A 19,209-nucleotide genomic window follows, 5' to 3' on the forward strand; every position below is an offset into this window, starting at 1 on the left:
CGAATCTGGAGCCGATCGCTGGGAGTGAGCGTGTCGTTGTCGACGATCACGAAAGTGATAGTGCCGTCCTCGGCACGGACTGCGCCAGTGCAGCGCACTATTCCACCCGTCGCATTCTGGACGATCCTCGTGCTGGGCACGGCCGCCGGTGGGTACTACGTCAAGCAGGTCCTCGACCTGCCGCAGGTGATGATGCACCTCAAGGATCTCAGCGTGTATCAGATCGCCGGGAGTCGTATGGCCGACGGCATTTCCATCTATGACACCCCGCTGCTGGGCAACACTCGGGGCGTCTGGGAATTCGTGTACACGCCGTTCGCCGCGCTGCTGTTCCTGCCGCTGAGTGAACTCCAAGGCGACCTGTACACCTTTGTCGGCGCATTCGGCAACTTCGCGATGCTGACCGCGTCGGGCTGGGCGGCATTGACAATCCTCGGCTACCGGCGGGATACGCGGCTGGCACTGGCGGGCCTGCCGATCGCCGGTCTGCTGCTGTGGTGCGAGCCGGTGCGGCAAACCATGGCTTTCGGGCAGATCAATATCTTCCTGCTGCTACTCGTACTGGCAGACATGGCGCTGCCCGACTCCTCCCGGTGGAAGGGCGTGCTGACCGGGATCGCCGCCGGAATCAAACTGACCCCCGCCTTCTTCGTCATCTACCTTCTTGTCACCGGTCGGTACCGGTCCGCCGCCACGGCGATCGGTGCGTTCGCCGCGACCATACTTATCGGCCTCGCGGCCGCTCCCAAGGATTCACTGACATTCTGGAGCGGCGCGTTCGTGGACCCCACTCGCGTCGGCGTTCCGGAGAACCCGTCGAACGAGTCACTGCGTGGCATGTTCGCGCGGACGGTCGGGGTAGACGGCAGTCACCAATTGCTCTGGCTGGTAGGAGCGGTCGCCGTCGCTACGGCTTGCCTGTTCCTGGCGCGACGTCTTTCACTGACCGGACACGAACTACCCGCGGTGGTGCTGTGCGGACTCACCACCACCGCGGTGTCACCGTACAGTTGGGTGCATCATTGGGTCTGGCTCGCGCCACTACTGATCTACCTGACCGACCTGGCATTGCGCCGCCGCGGTTTCGTCGCCGCGATCGGACTGGCGGCGTCGGTCGTGGTCACATCGGGTGGCGTGCTGGTCTTCTTCGGTTCCACGGTGGGCACCGTCCTCGACTATGGCTCGCACAGCAACCTTGCGGTGTTCTACCGCAACGCCTATATCTGGCTGACGCTCGCGCTGTTCGGGGCCGCCGCCCTACACCTGCGGCGCTCCCCGGAATGGACACGCGGCGTCCCCGCGTTCCCGGGGTCGAAGCAGGCGCACTGAGCGACGAGATGTCATCCAGCGCGGGGATGAGGCCGCTCGATCGTGTTCCGAGCCCGTGCCCATACCTCCTCCTCCTCGAACTGGGGGGCCTGCCATGAGTCGGCGGCGACACCGACACGCCCGCGCCACGTCCGAATGATGTCGGTGTGCACCGGCCATCGCACGAAACGCCGCATATCCTGCTCGGTTTCCCACACCGAGATCGAGCCGCCGCGCGACTCGGAGGGTCGGCCCCACAGCCACAGGCCGACGGCGCCGTGCATCACCGGCCAGGTCCGACCCAGCTCCATCCCGATCTTGTAGATGAGCTGAACGTCCTCCTCGGAGGTGGCCAAGAAGTCTGTCACGCTGACAAACACCGATCCGGAGAGGCCTTGCCGGGGACCGGCTTTCCACGGCGTGAGCACAGTGCCCTCCGAAAACGGCTGGGCGCTCGTCATGCCTTCACTCGTCTGTTCGAAGGAATTCGGCCGTATGAAAATATCGTAAGCATAAGCAGATGATATACATTTGCTTATCACCTGTCCAGGCAGGCATCGATACCGTGGGCTCTCGTCGCAGAGCCTGGTACGCCGAGAGATAGCTGTCGAGGAAGAAGCGAGTTCGCGGCGGGATCCGACGTGCACCAGGTCGCCTGCCGACGACAGGCAGACGTTCTGCGATCCGAGATGGGCGCCTGGAAGGATTCAGTGCATGAGTGTCACTGGGGATGATGTCCGCGCCTATGCCTTGTCGTTGCCGGAGACATCTGAGGAGTTCACATGGGGAATGCCGACTTTCCGTGTCGCGCGCAGGCTGTTTCTCACCCTCCCGGAAGCCGAAACCTCGATGGCGGTCCGTTGTCCCATCGTCGACCGCGACGAACTGGTCGTCGCGGAGCCGAGCAAGTTCTGGGTCGCCGCCCATGAAGCCGGCAACGCGTGGGTCCGAGTGCGTCTCGCTGCTCTCGACGACCGAAACGAGCTGGAAGCCATCGTTCTGGACTCATGGCGGCAGGCCGCACCCCGCCAGCTACTCGACGACGCCGGGTGACAAGGCTGCCGGTTGGTACCGGGCTCGGCTTCACATCCACCACCGCGGCACGCATCTCGGCATGTGCGCATATCTGAAACGACGACAGGCCATTGAAAGTGACGCCGGTCTGAAACACTATTACCTATGCGAACAACGGCGAAGGTCAATGACGGCCAACTAGTGAGCTATATCGACCACGGCGGCACCGGGCCCGCGGTGCTGCTCCTGCACAGCTACCTGATGGACGCCGACATGTTCGCCCCACAGGTGGAGTCGCTCGGCGACACGTTCCGGCTGATCGCGATGGACGAGCGCGGCCACGGCGGTACTCCGGCCGACCGCCCGTTTACCTACTGGGATGTGGCCCGCGACGCGCTCGGCCTGCTCGACGCGCTCGAGGTGCCCCGGTGCGCCGTGGTGGGCACGAGCCAGGGCGGGTTCATCGCCATGCGGATGGCACTACTGGCGCCCGACCGCGTGGCCGCGCTCGCGCTGCTCGGCACCTCGGCCACCACGGAGAATCCGGAGGTGGCCGCCGGCTACCGGCAGGTGGCCGCCGCCTGGCGGGAGCATGGTCCGACCCAGGAACTGCTCGACCTCAACGCCACGATCTGCCTGGGCCAGTACGATTCGACCGAGTGGCAGGCCAAGTGGCGGAGGCTGTCCGGAGAACACTTCGACCGTGTACTCACCCCACTGGTCGAGCGGGACGGCGTGCTCGACCGCGCGCCGGAGATCCGCTGCCCTGCCCTGGTCCTGCACGGCTCGACCGACGCCGCCTACCCGGTCGACCGGGCCCGCGAGCTGGCCGAGGCCCTGCCGAACGCCGAGCCGCCGGTGATCATCGACGGCGGCGCGCATTTCCTGAGCCTCACCGACGCCGGCGCCGTCAATCCACACCTGCGGGCATTCCTCGGCAGGCCGGGGCTCGCATAGCGTCATGCGCTAGCCGAAGTCCATCCTCGTTATCCGTGTACACCGCCCCGCCCCAGCGGCGGGGCGAAACCGACACGAGTGACGGTCGGTGCGAACGGGCCCACTGACGTCGCCAGCGGCGGGAGAATCGGCCGACGAGCTGGCCGGGTCAGTACCCACCGGGCAGCGCCGCGATCATGTCCCGTGTGACCGCGACGGCATTGTCGGAACTGCCGCCTTTGACCAATAGCGTCGCGAACGCGATGTCACCGCGATAGCCGACGAACCACGAATGCGACCCACCCTCGACCTCGGCCTCACCGGTCTTGCCATACACCTCGCCCTGATCCGCGATTCGCTCGGCCGTGCCACCGGCAACCACCAGGCGCATCATCGCGCGCAGCCCGTCGACCACCTCGGGCGCGAGGGCAGGGCGGTCACCGTCGATCTCGGTGGGACGCCCCGCGATCAGGTAGGGAACCGGCGCGGAGCCGTGTGCGACGGTCGCAGCCATCAACGCCATACCGAATGGGCTGACCACCACCTTGCCTTGGCCGATGCCGTCCTCGGTCCGCTGGATCAGGCCGTCGGCAAGTGGGACCGAGCCGGATACCGTCGGCAGTCCGACGACCGAATAGCGAGGCCCCACACCGAGCTTCGCGGCGGCATCGTGCAGCGCAAAGCCAGGAAGCTCGCTGGCGAGCTTGGCGAACGAGGTGTTGCAGGAGCGTTCGTAGGCTCTGGCCATCGGGACGTCACCGACGGTGAACAGGTTGTAGTTGGGGATGGTCCGCTCGCCGATGATGATCCGGCTCGGGCACGGCAGCACCGTGTCCGGGGTGGCGAGGCCGTTCGATATCGCGGCGGCCGCGGTCACCGTCTTGAACACCGAACCGGGCGGGTATTGGCCAATCGTCGCGATCGGGCCTTCACGGTCGGCGGCCTTGTTCTGCGCGACCGCAAGAATCGCGCCGGTGGACGGGCGCAGCACCACCATCATGGTCTGCTCGGTGCGTGGTTCCACGGCGCGCTGCGCGGCGTTCTGCACGTTACGGTCGATGCTCAGCGAGAATGACGGCGCGGGTTGAGCGGGCACCTCGGTGAGCACGTCGGTGTCGACGCCGTTGGCGTTCATGGTGACCACGCTCCACCCTGCCTTGCCGTCCACCTCCGCGATTACCGTTTTACGCACCTGGGCGAGCAGGTCGGGTGCGAAATCACGGTCGACGGCGACCAGGTCCCACTGCTGGGTCAGCGTGACGCCGGGCAGCCCGATGAGATCCTTGCCCACCTGGCCGGATTCGTTCTCGTTGAGCAGCGCGACGGTATAGGCGCCGGTGCCGGCCTTCGCCGCGGCGAGGATCGACCCGGGCGTCAGCGACTTGTCGAAGCGGTTCAGCGCGGCAGCCAATGAAGTGGCCACCGCGGCGGCGTCGGTGGCCTCCGCCGCGGTGAAGGCCACCCGGGACACTTTGCCAGGAACCAGTACGTCGCTGCCGGACTGCTCGTTGACCCTGGCACGGGGCGCCGGAGTGGACCGCAACGCCAAGGTTTGGGTGGCGCCGAGTTTGGGATGGATATTGGCAGAGGTCCAGCGGACCATCCAGCGTCCATCGCTGCGGCCCATCTGCAACTGCCCGGAGTATTTCCAGGTCCGGTTCTTGGGCAGCCGCCACTCGTAGGTGTAGTCGACGGTGGCCGTGTCGCCGCTCACGCGCGCCGGACCGGTGTGCGCGGTCAACTGTTCGGCCTGAAGCTTCTCCCACGCGGAACGCAGTGCACCACTTGCCTTTTCCGGAAGATTGGTGAACTCGGCCGCGGCGTCCACATCACTCCCGGCGAAGGCCGCGACGAATGCGTCGGCAGCGGGGACGGGCCCTTGCGATTCGCTCGCGCAACCGACCGCGGCGACCGCAAGCGCCACGACGGTGAGTGAGACGAACATCCGAGTCGGCATCGGCACCGATGGTAATCGCCACGGGCGGGCACATGTCTGCGGCACTCTGGAATTCGGACGGGCGAACGTCACCGGGCTCAGTCGACCAGGATGGTGGCGAAGGTCGCGATCTGCCGGAAACCGACCCGGCTGTAGGCGCGGCGAGCGATCTCGTTGTAGTCGTTCACGTACAGACTCGCGGTGCGCCCGGAGGCGACCACCGCGTTCGCGATCGACGCGGTGCCCGTAGTGCCACAGCCCTTCCCGCGATGCTCCGGATGCACCCAGACCCCTTGGATCTGGCCGGTGCGCCGGGACAGCGAGCCGACTTCGGCCTTGAAGACGACTTCGCCGTCCTCGAAGCGCGCCCACGCTCGGCCGGATTCGATCAGGCTCTGAATCCGCCGACGGTAGCCGCGGCCGCCGTCGCCCGCTCTGGGATCGACACCGACCTCCTCGATGAACATCGCGATCGCGGCCGAAAGGTAGCGGTCGAGTTCGTCGGGGCGCACCCGGCGGACCTCCGAATCGGGCGTGACCAGCGGAGGCTGAGCGAGGGCGAGCAGCGGCTGTTCCCCGCGCAGCTCGCGTTCCGGACCCCAGCGGTCGGCCAGCATTTCCCACAGCGGCAGTGCCAGCTCCCTGCGGCCTACCACCGAGGAACATACCCGGGGCCAGCGGACCGCCCGGTCGGCGAACGCACGCAGCGCGTCACGGTCGCCGAGCAGCGGCACCAGGTTCGCACCCGAGAAGCACAGCGATTCCGAGGGACCTCCCCGGCTCCACAGTTCGCCTTGGCCACAACGGGTGTCCAGGCCGAACTCCTGTAGCCGGGCGGCGACCATGCATGAAGCCACCGGATCGGCATCCAGCACACGCAAGACCTGTGCCAGGTCCCGTTTCGCGAGCTGGCGCGCAGGGGCGTATTTGGCCCTACGCGTCGGCTCCAGCAGACTCCGCACGATGACAGCCTGCCACGATCCGCCGTGATGCGGTATGGCTATGTCGTAGGCCCAGGTAGGCGGGGTTCAGCTGACGGTGACGACCGGTTCGCCAGTGGCCCCGTCCTCGCCCAACTCCTCGGCGATACGCATCGCCTCTTCGATGAGGGTCTCGACAATCTGCGCCTCCGGGACGGTCTTGATGACCTGCCCCTTGACGAAGATCTGGCCCTTGCCGTTGCCGGAGGCGACACCGAGGTCGGCCTCACGCGCCTCACCAGGTCCGTTCACGACGCAGCCCATGACGGCCACCCGCAGCGGCACCTCCATGCCCTCCAAGCCGGCGGTCACCTCGTTGGCCAGCGTGTACACGTCGACCTGCGCACGCCCACAGGACGGACACGACACAATCTCCAGCTTGCGCGGACGTAGATTCAGCGACTGCAGGATCTGCCCGCCGACCTTGACCTCCTCGGCAGGCGGCGCCGACAACGACACTCGGATCGTATCGCCGATCCCCTCCGACAGCAGGGCGCCGAACGCCACCGCGGACTTGATCGTTCCTTGGAACGCCGGACCCGCTTCGGTGACGCCCAAGTGCAGCGGGTAGTCGGACTTGGCGGCCAGCTGCCGGTAGGCCTCGACCATGATCACCGGGTCGTTGTGCTTGACCGAGATCTTGATGTCGCCGAACCCGTGCTCCTCGAACAGGCTCGCCTCCCACAGCGCCGACTCCACCAGCGCCTCCGGCGTCGCCTTTCCGTACTTCTCCAGCATCCGCTTGTCCAGCGAACCGGCGTTCACACCGATGCGAATCGGAATCCCCGCCGCACCCGCCGCCTTGGCGACCTCCTTGACCCGGCCGTCGAACTCCTTGATGTTGCCCGGGTTCACGCGCACCGCGGCACACCCGGCGTCGATCGCCGAGAAGATGTAGCGCGGCTGGAAATGAATGTCGGCGATTACCGGAATCTGGGACTTCCGCGCGATCGTCGCCAGCGCGTCCGCGTCCTCCTGACGCGGGCAGGCCACTCGCACGATGTCACACCCCGACGCGGTCAACTCCGCGATCTGCTGCAGGGTCGCATTCACATCATGCGTCTTGGTCGTGGTCATCGACTGCACTGAGATCGGGTGATCGCTGCCCACTCCGACATTGCCTACCATCAGCTGGCGAGTCCTACGCCGGGGAGCGAGAACGGCCGCGGGTGCGGTCGGCATACCCAATCCGATTGTGCTGGTCACCTTCGGCTGCCTACTTTCGTACGTTCTATTCCGGGCCGTCCGTCTTTCGAGCTTAGTCGTGCGACCTACGGCCACCCTGTGACGCCTGTGACAACGTGCTGTCCCCCGACGCCCGCGACAGGGTACCTCCTGTGGGCAAACTCAGGGGAACAAGCGAATGGGATTGACGATGTCGGCCACCAAGGTGAGAACCATGTAGGCACCGCCGATCACCACGGCGACGTAAGTCACCGGCAGTAACTTCAGGTAGTCCACCGGTGCGCCGGGCGCGAGTCCCTTCCAGCCGCGGATGATGTTGCGAATCTTCTCGTAGAGCACCACGGCGATGTGCCCGCCGTCGAGTGGAAGCAGCGGGAGAATGTTGAACGCACCGAGGAAAAAGTTCAAGCTGGCCAGCACCAGAATGAACACGCCCCACAGCCCACGCTCCGCGGTCTCGCCGCCTATCTTGCTGGCGCCGTACACGCTGACCGGGGTCTCGGGGTCGCGCTCGCCTCCGGTCACCGCCGTCCACAACGCCGACACCTTCTCCGGCATCTGGGCCAGCGACTGGAACGTGCGCACGAACATCTCGCCGGTGAACCCGCTCGCCGCCGGAATCGCGGCGAAGACGTTGTACTTGACCGGCTCGTAGTACTCCGAGCCGACGCCGACCGCGCCGACCTCGCGGCCCGCGCCGCCGCCCTCCGGGTAGCGCATGACCCGCTCCGGGGTGACCGGAATGGTGAGCGTCCGGCCGTCGCGTTCGACAAGGTAGGTGAAGGGACCGTTCTGCTTCTGGGTTTCGGCCTGGAACTCCTTCCAGGTGTCCACCTTGACGCCGTTGACTTCCTTGACGACGTCGCCACGCTGCAATCCGGCGCGCTGCGCCGGGCCGGTGCCGGTACACGCCTGGGTCGAACCATCCGGATTCTGCTGCGGTACGCAGCTCATGGTGCCCAGTGCGGTGGCGGGCGGCTGTTGCAAGCTCGGCAGCCCCCAGCCGACCGCGAGCACGACCACCAGGATGAAGCCGAGCACGAAATTCATCGCGATGCCGCCGGACATGACCACGAGCCGCTTCCAAGTGGCCTGGCGGTACATGGCGCGGTCGAGTTCTTCGGGGCGCAGTTCATCGAGGGCTGTCATGCCGACGATGTCGCAGAAGCCGCCGAGCGGAAGCGCCTTGAGTCCGTACTCGGTCTCCCCGCGCCGGAACGAGAACACCTTCGGCCCGAAGCCGATGAAGTACCTCCGCACCTTCATGCCCGTCGCCTGGGCGGTCCACATGTGCCCACATTCGTGCAGCGCGATCGATAGCGTGATGCCGAGCGCGAACAGCACGAATCCCAACGCGAACACCATTTGCTCTACAGCCCTCCTGCGTTTGCGCAGCTCGAATATCCCGCACGCACGCGTCCGCTCCTGGCCGCGAGCACCATCAACACCCTAACCGGACAGCGACCGACCCTGCGTGTCCAGTGTGCCAGGACGTGGTCGCCGCGCGAGTCCGATCCGTCTCCACTACCTCACCCGGGCCGAACTCGGGCTGCTTCAGGCCCGTACGCGGGCGGCGGCGAATTCGCGCGCCCACGTGTCGGCGGCGATGATCTCGTCGAGCGAGTTCGGCTCGGGGCGCCACTGCTCGGCCGCCTCGACCGCGGCCGCCACGGTTCGCACGATGTCGGGGAAGCGGATCGCTCCGTCGAGGAACGCCTGCACTGCGACCTCGTTCGCGGCGTTGTACACCGCGGTCACGCTGCCGCCCTCCTGCCCGGCCCGGCGGGCCAGCTCCACAGCTGGGAAGACCTCGTTGTCGACCGGCTCGAAGGTCCAGGTGGCGGCGGTGCCGAAGTCGCACGCCGCCGCTGCGCCGGGCACCCGGTCCGGCCAGGCGAGGGCCAGCGCGATGGGCAGTTTCATGTCCGGCGGGCTGGCTTGGGCCAGCGTGGAGCCGTCGGTGAAGGTGACCATCGAGTGCACGATCGACTGCGGGTGCACGGTGACGTCGATGCGGTCATAGGCGATGCCGAACAGCAGGTGCGTCTCGATCAGCTCGAGTCCTTTGTTCACCAGCGAGGCGGAGTTCAGCGTGTTCATCAATCCCATCGACCAGGTCGGATGCGCTTTGGCCGCAGCGGGATCGACCGATTCCAGCATCTGCGTGGTCCAGCCGCGGAAAGGGCCGCCGGAGGCCGTGAGCACCAGCCGGTCGACCTCCTCGGCGCGACCACCGCGCAGGCACTGCGCCAGCGCGGAATGCTCCGAGTCGACCGGAACGATCTGGCCGGGGGCCGCGGCGCGGGTGACCAGGGAACCGCCCGCGACCAGCGATTCCTTGTTGGCCAGCGCGAGTCGGGTGCCCGACTGCAGGGTGGCCAGGGTCGGCTCCAGCCCAAGCGAGCCGACCAGGGCGTTGAGCACGACGTCGGCCTCGGTACGACGCACCAGCTCGGTCACCGCGCCAGGCCCGCCCAGAGGCAGGTCCAGACGCTGGGCGGCGGTGGGATCGGCGACGGCGACATTGCGGGTCCCGGTAGCGGCGATCTGGGCGGCGAGCAGCCCGGTGTTGCCGCCACGCGCGGCCAGGCCGACCACCTCGAAACGGTCAGGATTGGCGGCGATCACTTCGAGCGCTTGGGTACCGATGGAGCCGGTACTGCCCAGGACCAGAACTCTCACGATGTCGGACACGCCTTCATTCTGTCCTACCGCCCAGAACACGTTCCGCAGGCGCGGGGCGACTGACAACGACACACCGTCGTATGCCACGATATGCGGCAGTAGCTCATCGAGTGTGTACCGGAACAGCGGTACCCGAACCAGCTAAGGAGCGATCGTGGCCGCCACGGAACTCGAACACGCCGACACCGAGCGCGGCATCGTCACTCACGTGGACACCGCCGAAGTTCCCTCTGCCGCCTGGGGCTGGAGCGGCGAGTCGCGTCGCACCTTCCGCATCGCGGGCTGGATCGTCGCGCTGATCCTGCTCGCCATGCTGGTCGGCAACCACAAGGGCAGGATCGAGGATGTGTTCCTCGTCGGCTTCGCCGTCCTGATCGCGGGAATCCTGATTCGCGACTCGCTGCTGCGGCGCAAGCCGCGCTAGTTCGGCGATACGAAAATTCTTCTCGCACAATTCCATTCGTCCTGTGCCGACGGCTACGTCGGGTACCGTGTCGTCCGAGGTCCGCGCCCAGCCTAGGCACGGACCTCGGTTTCTGTTCCCACGACACCGAGGACGCAATGACCAAGACCTTCTCCGCCACCGTGCTCGCCGCGAGCGCCATCGGCTCTCTGCTGCTCCTGCCCGCAGGCCCCGCGCATGCCCAGTCGGCAGCGTGCAGCGCGGCCACCGACGTTATCAACGCGGCTATCGCCGAGTCCGGGGGGAACCTGGACCCGGCCGTGCAGCAGTCCCTGACCGCCAAGCTCGCGGCCATCGACGCCACAGGCGCGGACAAGGACGCCATCGACGCTTACGCCCACGCGCTCACCGACGAAAACGTCACCGACATGGACGCGGCGACCGCCGAGTTCAACCGGTCCTGCGGGAGCTGATCGCCGGTCGGCGCGAACCTGTCGGCCGGGTTCGCGCCCTCGCGGTCCAGCCCTGTTGCCCGCGAAGGGGATTCGCACGATCTGAACCGAATCCGGCGACCGACGCTCCGTAGGCGCGGCTCGGTCGAGGCGTTTGACACATCCGGTCCTGCCAGCCAGAGGCAGTGGCGGAACCGCGCGGCGACGCGCAATCGCGTCCGGCCAGGGGCGGGTGCAGAAATGAGCGCGACGCGGTGCGGAACTCCTTCAAGGGTTCCGGCGTCGACCACCGTCCGGGCCGAGCGACTGACCGACTAACGCCCGCGTCGCCGGGCGGGCTTCTTTTGGGCGGGGCTTTGCCGGCCGCCGGTCCGCTTCGCCGGGGACTTCTTCAGCGGTTCGGTGTTCTTCGCACGAGCCGGAGCGCGCGAGCTGCGCTCGGATCGGCCGCGGACGACACCGACGAATTCCTCGACCAGGTCGGTCGTGCGGTCGGCGGGCCAGACCAGCGCGACCTCCGTGTCCGGGACGCCGGTCATCGTCCGGTAGACGAGATCGCGGCGATGGTGCAGGCGGGCAAGCGAATGCGGCACGATGGCCGCCCCGCCCGCCGCGGCGACGAGTTCCAGCGCGCCGCCCACCACGTCGACGTCCGCGGTGTCCTGGAGGCGTTCATCCGCGAGGTCAGCCATGCTCACCTCGTCGAACACCGAGAGCGGATGGTCCTTCCGCACCACGACGACCGGCACCTCCCGGTAGAGCGGAATGGCGCTCATACCTGACCGATCGATCGGCAGACGGACGAAGCATATGTCGACGCGGCCATCGCGCACTGCGGCCTCCTGGTCGGCCTGCGGAAGCGCGACAATCTCGAGCGGAACATCCGGAAACCGCTCACCCCAGATCCGGCTCCACTTGGACACGGTGACGCCGGGAACGAAGCCCACCCGCAGGGCAGCCTTGACCTGAGTCGTGTCGTCGCCCGCCGACTCGGCCCGCGCGATGATCTCCCGCGCTCGCTCCAGCAACTCCCGTCCGTCGTCGGTCAGCTGGGTCGGCTGCACGCCGGACACGAAAAGTTTTGTCCCGAACTCGTTTTCCAGGTCGATCACCGTGTGACTCAGCTTCTGGCGCGAGATGTTCAGCGCCTTCGCCGCCCGCGCGAAGTGCAGTTCCTCCGCGACAGCGACGAACCAGCGCAGGCGCACGACATCGATCGACTCGAACCAGCTCATTCATGGAAGCGTATGCCACCACGTGGTCGGGACCGTTCGTGCGCCGGATCCGCGGCTGCCTCCAACCTTCGCTCGACCCAGCGTAGGGCTGCGGTCGGACTTCGCCCGGCGGCGCCCTTTAAGCTGTCCCAGTGAGCCCGGACAAGAAACCGCAGACGATGAAGCCGCTCACGGCGGCGAACAAGCTCGGCATCTACCTTCCGGCCGCGCCCGAGGAGTTCCGCAACGCGTCGATTTCCCGCGCCCGGCTCGACGAACTGCGCAACGACCCGCCTGAGTGGCTCACCGAACTACGCCGCACGGGCCCGTTCCCCCGCGATGTCGTAGCCCGCAAGCTCGGCGTCTCCCACGCAGGCCTTTCCCGCGCCCAGGTTTCCGACGCGCTGACCGCCGACGAGATCGGCGCCCTCCTCGCCGACCCGCCGGAGTGGTTGATCCGCGAACGCGAGAACTACGCTGCGGTCCGCGCCGAGAACGAGCGCGTCAAGGCGAAAGAAGCCGAACGCCGTGCCGCCACCAATCGCCCGGCGAAGAACCGCGGATAGCGCATCTGCTCGCGGCGAGCGGCGCATGGGCTTCCAGCGCCGGATGCCGTGCGATGTCCGTCGAGGCAGGACCGCCGCGGACGGCGGGCGAAATCAATTGGACGAGTTCACTGCGTTGACGATCCGACGCCGCGGGAGCCGTGGGTTGAGCGAGTGTCCGATATCGGTTTCGACGACAAGACGACCGATCACCTGGCGGTTCTGCTCTCGGAACGACGCAATGAACGGCATAGAGCTGCGAGGTGACTCACGCTGAGCTCGAGCGGCAAGCCGTTCAGCGACGGGCGAGGAAGGCACTGCGGACACAGTGTGAGCAGTTGCTGGGCATGATGCGGTTACCCTTCGGCGGCCAATTGCCCGCAGGCGGCCGCGATCTCCTGGCCGCGAGTATCGCGAACCGTGCACGGAACACCTTTGGCGTTCACACGGCGGACGAACTCCTGCTCGACCGGCTTGGGGCTGGCGTCCCACTTACTGCCCGGGGTCGGATTCAGCGGAATCACGTTGACGTGCACCCTGGAACCAAGCACCTTGTGCAGCTTCTCGCCGAGCATGTCCGCGCGCCACGGGTGATCGTTGATGTCGCGGATAAGCGCGTACTCGACCGAGATGCGGCGCCCGGTCTTGTCGGCGTAGTAGCGGGCCGCGTCCAGAACCTCGCCGACCGGCCAGCGATTGTTCACCGGGACGAGGGTGTCGCGCAGTTCGTCGTCGGGGGTGTGCAGTGAGACCGCCAGAGTGACCGACAGCCCCTCATCGGCCAGCTTGCGGATGGCCGGAGCCAACCCGACGGTGGAGACCACCACGTTGCGTTGGGAGATGCCGAGACCGTCGGGAGCGGGGGAGGTAATCCGGCGCACCGCGGCGACCACACGCTTGTAGTTGGCCAGCGGTTCCCCCATACCCATGAAGACGATGTTGGACAGCCGGCCGGGGCCGCCCGACACTTCCCCGTCCCGCAGGGCGGCCGCCGCGGCCCGCACCTGGTCGACGATCTCAGCGGTCGACAGGTTCCGGTTCAGCCCGCCCTGTCCGGTAGCGCAGAACGGGCAGGCCATGCCGCAACCCGCTTGGCTGGAGATGCACAGCGTCGCGCGGTCGGGATAGCGCATGAGCACGCTCTCCAGTAGCGTGCCATCACCCGCCCGCCACAACGTCTTCCGGGTCTCGCCGCCATCACACGCCACGTGCTTGACCACGCTCAGCAGCGGAGGGAACAGCGCCGCGCCGACCTTGTCCCGCACAGCGGCGGGAAGATCCGTCATCTGGTCCGGATCGGCCTGCAACCGCGCAAAGTACTGGCGGGCGATCTGATCGGCACGAAACTTCGGCAGGCCCAGCTCCTGGACGGCCGCGCGCCTGCCCTCTGCATCGAGGTCGGCGAGGTGCCTCGGCGGCATGCCACGGCGCGGAGCATCGAACACAAGGGGCAGGGAGACGGTCATAATCGGTCCATTCTCCCATCCGTGCGAACCGGCCGCGCACTCGCCCGCATTCGACCTGCCCGACATGCCCGATTCGTTGGGAAAATGCGTGCGGGCATGATAGCGGTCGGCAATGATCGACATATGTCCACCCATGCCGAACACACACCGGACCCGGACCCGGACGTCTCGCACAACCGCCCCGTCGTGCCGCCGGTCGCTGAATCCGCTCCCCGGGCCACGACGAACAAGTCGCTGTCCTCACGCACCGGCCACACCTGGACCGGTCTGATCCTGGGCGCGCTGATCCTGGTAGTTCTGCTGATCTTCATCCTGCAGAACCTCGAGACGGTCGAGGTGAGCCTGTTCTTCTGGCACTTCTCGCTCCCGCTCGGCGTCGCGGTGCTGCTGTCGGTGATCGGTGGAGCGCTGGTGATGGCACTGGTCGGCGGCGCGCGCATCCTGCAGTTGCGGCGCGTCGCCAAGAAAGCCTGACGAGACTCAGAGCAGGGTGGAAAGCACCAGCCAGGAGACGAACGCCGAGGGCAGCATGGAGTCGAGGCGGTCCATGATGCCGCCGTGGCCTGGCAGCAAGGTGCCCATGTCCTTGATACCGAGTTCGCGCTTGATCTGCGACTCGATGAGATCGCCGCAGGTGGCCACGATGACCAGGCCGGCACCGAGGACAACGCCGATCATGGAATTGGCTTCCAGCAGCAGCGTCACTGTGAGCAAGCCGCCGATCACGCTGAACACCAGCGAGCCGCAGAAACCCTCCCACGACTTCTTCGGGCTGATCGAGGGCACCATCGGGTGCCTGCCGAACAGCACACCGGCCACGTAGCCGCCGACGTCGGAGCACACCACCAGAATCATGAAGGTCAGCACCCGCAAGTTACCGTTCGGCTCGAGCAGCAGCAGCGTGGCGAACGAGGCGAGCAGCGGAATCCAGGCCAGCGTGAAGACGGTAATAGCAGTGTCGCGCAAGAAGTTTCGCGGAGCGGTGTGCAGGCCGTGGTCGAACAGACGCCACACCATGCAGATCAGCGTGGTGGCGGCGAAGGCGCCCGCGACACCGCTCGCACCGTACGGCCAGCCGAGCCAGAACACCGCCTGGCCGCCGAGGATGAGCGGAATCCGCGGGACCAGCACGTCGGCCTCACGCAGCCGCTTGGCTACCTCCCAGGTCGCCACGCCGACACCGGCCGCAGCGACGCCGATGAATACCTTCGGCACGAACAGCAGGATCACGATCAGCGAGAGCCCGAGGCCCAAACCGACGGCCAACGCGGCGGGCAGATTACGGCCCGCGCGTGAACCGCTCGGCACCGGCTGGGCGGAGGACTGGGAAGCGGAGGCCGGGGCGCCGGTCTCGGACACCGCGGCGTTGACCAGCGATTCGGACGCGCCGGCATTGCTCGCATGCTCCTGTCTGGCATCGGCTGTACCGTTCACCGACGTCGGCTCCTCAGCCGCACCGGTCGCGGCGGCGTTCTCGGCCACGATTGTCCCGTCGCTCAACTCGTCGTTCCGTTCATCCCCGCCCGGGCGGGCCCTCGGCTGTTTTCAATTGGCGGCATCCCCGGTGCCCTTCGTGGTTACGCAAGCTACCGCCTCCGGGCCCTGCGCTCACCCGCCGTGTTCAATTGGCGGCATTCCCGGTGCCCTTCGTGGTTACGCAAGCTACCGCCTCCGGGCCCTGCGCTCACGCCGCCGCTAGCGTCAGACCTCGAGTAGTTCGGCTTCCTTATGCTTGACCAGTTCATCGATCTGGCCGACATACTTCGCGGTGGTCTTGTCGAGCTCCTTTTCGGCACGTCCGACTTCGTCCTCACCCGCTTCGCCATCTTTCTGGATGCGCGACAGTTCGTCCATCGTCTTGCGGCGGACATTGCGGATGGCGACCTTGGCGTCCTCCCCCTTGCCCCTGGCCTGCTTGGCCAGCTCGCGGCGGCGCTCCTCGGTCAGCTGCGGCACCGAGATCCGAATGATGTCACCGTTGTTGGTGGGATTGACACCCAGATCCGAATTACGGATCGCGGTCTCGATGGCGCCTAGCTGTGCCTGCTCGTACGGCTTGATCACGACCATGCGCGGCTCCGGCACCGTGATGCTGGACATCTGGGTGATCGGGGTAGGCGACCCGTAATAGTCGACGACGACCCGGGAGAACATGCCCGGATTCGCCCGCCCGGTGCGAATAATTCCGAGATCATCCTTCGCGACCGAGACGGCCTTCTCCATCTTCTCCTCGGCGTCGAAGAGCGCTTCTTCAATCACGACCGTTTCCTCCACAGCGTCGTCATCCGCGGTCAGCGGCGTCAGGACCGAACCAACGTGCCGATCTTCGCACCGGCGACCGCGCGGGCGATATTGCCCTTGGTCAACAAATTGAACACCAGAATCGGCATCTGGTTATCCATACACAAGCTGAAGGCAGTGGCGTCCGCGACTTTGAGGTCGCGCTCGATGACCTCCTTGTGGGTGATCTCGGAATACATCGTCGCGGTCTCGTCGACCCGCGGGTCCGCGGTGAACACGCCATCGACCGCCTTGGCCATCAGGACCACATCCGCGCCGATCTCCAAGGCGCGCTGCGCGGCGGTCGTGTCGGTAGAGAAGTACGGCATCCCCATGCCCGCGCCGAAGATGACCACACGCCCCTTCTCCAGGTGCCGCTTGGCGCGCAGCGGGAGATAGGGCTCGGCGACCTGCCCCATGGTGATCGCGGTCTGCACTCGGGTGTCGATGCCCTGCTTCTGCAGAAAGTCTTGCAGCGCAAGGCTGTTCATCACGGTCCCGAGCATTCCCATATAGTCCGAGCGAGCGCGCTCCATCCCGCGCTCCTCGAGCTCCGCGCCGCGGAAGAAGTTCCCGCCGCCGATCACCACGGCCACCTGGACACCGGTGGCGACCACCTCGGCGATCTGTTCGGCGACCGTCTGCACGACGTCCGGGTCGAGCCCGACCTTGCCGCCGCCGAACATCTCCCCACCCAGTTTGAGGAGCACCCGGCGATATCCTGGGCGATCGGTCCCCGGGTCCGTCATCGGTCAGAGTCTCCTTCGGCGGTGGATTGTCGTTCTTCCGGCGAGTTGTGCTCATGGCAGGCGCTTGTGGCCTAGGCAACGCAGAGCGGCACCCATCCTGCCTTATCCGCTTCGGGCGGCAGCAGAAGGCCCCCCGTCAACCGGTGTTCGTTCGGTCGACGGGGGGCCTGCCCGTTGTAGGTGTGGCGGAGTTAGTTCGCGCCGACCTCGAAGCGGGCAAAGCGGGTCACGGTGACACCGGCCGCGTCCAGCAGCGCCTTGACCGTCTTCTTCGAATCGGTGACCGACGGCTGCTCCAGCAGCACGACGTCCTTGAAGAAGCCGTTGACGCGCCCCTCGGTGATCTTCGCCAGGGCGGCCTCGGGCTTACCTTCCTCGCGAGCGGTCTGCTCGGCAATGCGGCGCTCGTTCTCCACGATGTCGGCCGGAACCTCGTCGCGGGTCACGTACTTGGCCTTGAGCGCGGCGACCTGCATGGCGGCGGCGCGAGCGGCCTCGGCCGCGGCGGCGCCCTCACCGGTGTACTCGACCAGCACGCCGACGGCGGGAGGCAGATCCGAAGCACGCTTGTGCAGGTAGGTGGCGACCGGGCCGTCCAGCGAGATCACGCGGCGCAGCTCGAGCTTCTCGCCGATCTTCGCGGCGAGAGCCTGCACGGCCTCGTCAACGGTCTTGCCATCCAGGTCCAGCGCCTTCAGCGACTCCAGGTCGGCGGGCTTTGCGGACGCGGCCACCGCCACGACCTGCTCGGCCAGCTGCTGGAACTCCGCGTTCTTCGCGACGAAGTCGGTCTCGGAGTTGATCTCGACCATGACGCCGTCCTTGGCGACGACGAGGCCTTCGGCGGTGGTGCGCTCGGCACGCTTGCCGACATCCTTCGCGCCCTTGATACGCAGCAGCTCGACGGCCTTGTCGAAGTCACCGTCGGTCTCGGCCAGCGCGTTCTTGCAGTCCATCATGCCGGAGCCGGTCAGCTCCCGGAGCCGCTTCACATCGGCAGCGGTGTAGTTCGCCATTCTAGGCGAGCCTCCTTTGGAGAAGTGTGAGTACTGGGCAGCGGTGATCACGATGGCACTCGCTCGTGATCACCGCTGAAACAGCTGGTTACGAGTCTCAGGCCTCGGCCGGGGTCTCGGCGGGAGTCTCGGCCGGGGTCTCGGCGGGGGCCTCTGCCGGGGTCTCGGCGGGGACAGCATCGTGGGCCGGAGCGGCCTGCGCGAGCAGCTCCTGCTCCCATTCGGCCAGCGGCTCGCCCGCGCCCGCTTCCGGCTTGGCGTCGCCCGACGACAGGCCCGCACGCGCCTGCACGCCCTCGGCCACCGCGGAGGCGACGACCTTGGTCAGCAGGGCCGCGGAACGAATGGCGTCGTCGTTGCCCGGGATCGGGTAGTCGACCAGGTCGGGGTCGCAGTTGGTGTCCAGGATCGCGATGACCGGGATGTTCAACTTGCGGGCCTCGCCGACGGCGATGTGCTCCTTGTTGGTGTCGACGACCCAGATGGCCGAGGGCACCTTCTGCATGTCGCGGATACCGCCGAGGGTGCGGTCCAGCTTGTTCATCTCACGCGTCAGCATGAGGATTTCCTTCTTGGTGCGACCCTCGAAGCCACCGGTCTGCTCCATGGCCTCGAGCTCCTTGAGGCGCTGCAGACGCTTGTGCACGGTGGAGAAGTTGGTGAGCATGCCACCCAGCCAGCGCTGGTTCACATAGGGCATCCCGACGCGAGTCGCCTCGGCCGCGATCGACTCCTGGGCCTGCTTCTTGGTGCCGACGAAGAGAACGGTGCCACCGTGGGCGACGGTCTCCTTGACGAACTCGTAGGCCTTGTCGATGTAGGTCAGCGTCTGCTGCAGGTCGATGATGTAGATGCCATTGCGGTCGGTGAAGATGAACCGCTTCATCTTCGGGTTCCAACGCCGCGTTTGGTGTCCGAAGTGCGCGCCGCTATCGAGCAGCTGCTTCATAGTTACGACAGCCATAGCTCCCGTATCTCTCTTTCCTTGCCGGTTGACGCAGCGAATCGGCGATCCGCTGCCCTGGCGCCACCGAATCGTC

At 66.7% G+C, this 19,209-nt stretch carries 20 protein-coding genes; 7 read left to right on the forward strand and 13 right to left on the reverse strand.

Annotated features, from left to right (window positions below; translation table 11 throughout):
- The first annotated feature begins 30 nt into the window (after positions 1-30).
- On the forward strand, positions 31-1,329 hold the full coding sequence (locus OH799_RS14555) for a glycosyltransferase 87 family protein (protein WP_406280503.1): 1,299 nt from the start codon (positions 31-33) through the stop codon (positions 1,327-1,329).
- A gap of 11 nt (positions 1,330-1,340) precedes the next feature.
- Here OH799_RS14555 and OH799_RS14560 read toward each other — a convergent pair whose 3' ends face one another.
- Positions 1,341-1,769, reverse strand: coding sequence for a hypothetical protein (locus OH799_RS14560; protein ID WP_406280505.1), 429 nt, complete (start codon positions 1,767-1,769; stop codon positions 1,341-1,343).
- A 253-nt stretch (positions 1,770-2,022) separates the two neighbouring features.
- On the opposite strand from OH799_RS14560, the gene OH799_RS14565 reads away from it, so the two are divergent.
- Entirely contained in the window at positions 2,023-2,361 is a 339-nt protein-coding gene (locus tag OH799_RS14565) for an MmcQ/YjbR family DNA-binding protein (protein ID WP_357269912.1), read from the forward strand.
- Positions 2,362-2,487: 126 nt separating this feature from the next.
- The gene (locus tag OH799_RS14570; RefSeq protein WP_406280508.1) at positions 2,488-3,279 is read left to right on the forward strand and encodes an alpha/beta fold hydrolase; all 792 of its coding nucleotides are present in this window, start codon (positions 2,488-2,490) and stop codon (positions 3,277-3,279) included.
- Between the two features lie 148 nt (positions 3,280-3,427).
- Here the strand turns inward: OH799_RS14570 and OH799_RS14575 are convergent, their stop codons facing one another.
- The 5 genes from OH799_RS14575 to dxr all read right to left on the reverse strand — a co-directional run bounded on the left by OH799_RS14575 (position 3,428) and on the right by dxr (position 10,053).
- A complete protein-coding gene (locus tag OH799_RS14575) occupies positions 3,428-5,215 on the reverse strand; it encodes a penicillin-binding transpeptidase domain-containing protein (RefSeq protein ID WP_406280510.1) in 1,788 nt (595 codons plus the stop codon).
- Between the two features lie 77 nt (positions 5,216-5,292).
- A complete protein-coding gene (locus OH799_RS14580) occupies positions 5,293-6,156 on the reverse strand; it encodes a GNAT family N-acetyltransferase (protein ID WP_406280512.1) in 864 nt (287 codons plus the stop codon).
- Positions 6,157-6,222: 66 nt separating this feature from the next.
- The gene (ispG, locus tag OH799_RS14585; protein ID WP_406280514.1) at positions 6,223-7,380 is read right to left on the reverse strand and encodes a flavodoxin-dependent (E)-4-hydroxy-3-methylbut-2-enyl-diphosphate synthase; all 1,158 of its coding nucleotides are present in this window, start codon (positions 7,378-7,380) and stop codon (positions 6,223-6,225) included.
- A gap of 141 nt (positions 7,381-7,521) precedes the next feature.
- The gene (locus tag OH799_RS14590; RefSeq protein WP_406280516.1) at positions 7,522-8,724 is read right to left on the reverse strand and encodes a M50 family metallopeptidase; all 1,203 of its coding nucleotides are present in this window, start codon (positions 8,722-8,724) and stop codon (positions 7,522-7,524) included.
- Between the two features lie 189 nt (positions 8,725-8,913).
- Positions 8,914-10,053 carry a 1-deoxy-D-xylulose-5-phosphate reductoisomerase gene (gene dxr, locus OH799_RS14595; protein ID WP_406280518.1) on the reverse strand — a complete coding sequence of 380 codons (1,140 nt, stop codon included), beginning with the start codon at positions 10,051-10,053 and terminating at the stop codon, positions 8,914-8,916.
- 145 nt (positions 10,054-10,198) lie between these two features.
- Between dxr and OH799_RS14600 the strand changes: the two genes are divergently transcribed.
- Together OH799_RS14600 and OH799_RS14605 are read left to right on the forward strand one after the other, a co-directional pair.
- Complete coding sequence (locus OH799_RS14600; RefSeq protein ID WP_406280520.1) at positions 10,199-10,468, forward strand: DUF2631 domain-containing protein; 270 nt, start codon at positions 10,199-10,201, stop codon at positions 10,466-10,468.
- A 137-nt stretch (positions 10,469-10,605) separates the two neighbouring features.
- Positions 10,606-10,920, forward strand: a complete 315-nt coding sequence (locus OH799_RS14605) for a hypothetical protein (RefSeq protein WP_406280522.1) — start codon at positions 10,606-10,608, stop codon at positions 10,918-10,920.
- A 293-nt stretch (positions 10,921-11,213) separates the two neighbouring features.
- Here the strand turns inward: OH799_RS14605 and OH799_RS14610 are convergent, their stop codons facing one another.
- Entirely contained in the window at positions 11,214-12,134 is a 921-nt protein-coding gene (locus OH799_RS14610; RefSeq protein ID WP_406280524.1) for a LysR family transcriptional regulator, read from the reverse strand.
- Positions 12,135-12,265: 131 nt separating this feature from the next.
- On the opposite strand from OH799_RS14610, the gene OH799_RS14615 reads away from it, so the two are divergent.
- On the forward strand, positions 12,266-12,679 hold the full coding sequence (locus OH799_RS14615; RefSeq protein ID WP_357269937.1) for a DUF5997 family protein: 414 nt from the start codon (positions 12,266-12,268) through the stop codon (positions 12,677-12,679).
- A gap of 335 nt (positions 12,680-13,014) precedes the next feature.
- Here OH799_RS14615 and rlmN read toward each other — a convergent pair whose 3' ends face one another.
- Positions 13,015-14,124, reverse strand: a complete 1,110-nt coding sequence (gene rlmN / locus OH799_RS14620; protein ID WP_406280527.1) for a 23S rRNA (adenine(2503)-C(2))-methyltransferase RlmN — start codon at positions 14,122-14,124, stop codon at positions 13,015-13,017.
- Between the two features lie 123 nt (positions 14,125-14,247).
- On the opposite strand from rlmN, the gene OH799_RS14625 reads away from it, so the two are divergent.
- Positions 14,248-14,598 carry a lipopolysaccharide assembly LapA domain-containing protein gene (locus OH799_RS14625; protein WP_406280529.1) on the forward strand — a complete coding sequence of 117 codons (351 nt, stop codon included), beginning with the start codon at positions 14,248-14,250 and terminating at the stop codon, positions 14,596-14,598.
- Between the two features lie 6 nt (positions 14,599-14,604).
- On the opposite strand, the gene OH799_RS14630 is transcribed toward OH799_RS14625, so the two are convergent.
- From OH799_RS14630 to rpsB, 5 genes are all read right to left on the reverse strand, one after another.
- Positions 14,605-15,483, reverse strand: a complete 879-nt coding sequence (locus tag OH799_RS14630; protein ID WP_406282107.1) for a phosphatidate cytidylyltransferase — start codon at positions 15,481-15,483, stop codon at positions 14,605-14,607.
- 342 nt (positions 15,484-15,825) lie between these two features.
- Entirely contained in the window at positions 15,826-16,383 is a 558-nt protein-coding gene (gene frr, locus OH799_RS14635; protein ID WP_406280531.1) for a ribosome recycling factor, read from the reverse strand.
- Positions 16,384-16,424: 41 nt separating this feature from the next.
- On the reverse strand, positions 16,425-17,153 hold the full coding sequence (pyrH, locus tag OH799_RS14640; RefSeq protein ID WP_327119906.1) for a UMP kinase: 729 nt from the start codon (positions 17,151-17,153) through the stop codon (positions 16,425-16,427).
- 191 nt (positions 17,154-17,344) lie between these two features.
- On the reverse strand, positions 17,345-18,169 hold the full coding sequence (gene tsf / locus OH799_RS14645) for a translation elongation factor Ts (protein WP_406280534.1): 825 nt from the start codon (positions 18,167-18,169) through the stop codon (positions 17,345-17,347).
- 97 nt (positions 18,170-18,266) lie between these two features.
- A complete protein-coding gene (gene rpsB / locus OH799_RS14650) occupies positions 18,267-19,133 on the reverse strand; it encodes a 30S ribosomal protein S2 (protein WP_406280536.1) in 867 nt (288 codons plus the stop codon).
- Positions 19,134-19,209 lie beyond the last annotated feature (76 nt).

The organism is Nocardia sp. NBC_00881, from assembly GCF_045207455.1.
In the GTDB taxonomy this organism is placed as follows: Bacteria; Actinomycetota; Actinomycetes; order Mycobacteriales; family Mycobacteriaceae; genus Nocardia.

Excerpts from the sequence above, each read along its gene's own strand:
- OH799_RS14560 (WP_406280505.1), bottom strand. The coding sequence starts at position 1,769 with ATGACGAGCGCCCAGCCGTTTTCGGAGGGCACTGTGCTCACGCCGTGG.
- OH799_RS14565 (WP_357269912.1), top strand. The coding sequence starts at position 2,023 with ATGAGTGTCACTGGGGATGATGTCCGCGCCTATGCCTTGTCGTTGCCG.
- OH799_RS14570 (WP_406280508.1), top strand. The coding sequence starts at position 2,488 with ATGCGAACAACGGCGAAGGTCAATGACGGCCAACTAGTGAGCTATATC.
- OH799_RS14575 (WP_406280510.1), bottom strand. The coding sequence starts at position 5,215 with ATGCCGACTCGGATGTTCGTCTCACTCACCGTCGTGGCGCTTGCGGTC.
- OH799_RS14590 (WP_406280516.1), bottom strand. The coding sequence starts at position 8,724 with ATGGTGTTCGCGTTGGGATTCGTGCTGTTCGCGCTCGGCATCACGCTA.
- OH799_RS14605 (WP_406280522.1), top strand. The coding sequence starts at position 10,606 with ATGACCAAGACCTTCTCCGCCACCGTGCTCGCCGCGAGCGCCATCGGC.
- OH799_RS14610 (WP_406280524.1), bottom strand. The coding sequence starts at position 12,134 with ATGAGCTGGTTCGAGTCGATCGATGTCGTGCGCCTGCGCTGGTTCGTC.
- rlmN (WP_406280527.1), bottom strand. The coding sequence starts at position 14,124 with ATGACCGTCTCCCTGCCCCTTGTGTTCGATGCTCCGCGCCGTGGCATG.
- OH799_RS14625 (WP_406280529.1), top strand. The coding sequence starts at position 14,248 with ATGTCCACCCATGCCGAACACACACCGGACCCGGACCCGGACGTCTCG.
- pyrH (WP_327119906.1), bottom strand. The coding sequence starts at position 17,153 with ATGACGGACCCGGGGACCGATCGCCCAGGATATCGCCGGGTGCTCCTC.
- tsf (WP_406280534.1), bottom strand. The coding sequence starts at position 18,169 with ATGGCGAACTACACCGCTGCCGATGTGAAGCGGCTCCGGGAGCTGACC.
- rpsB (WP_406280536.1), bottom strand. The coding sequence starts at position 19,133 with ATGGCTGTCGTAACTATGAAGCAGCTGCTCGATAGCGGCGCGCACTTC.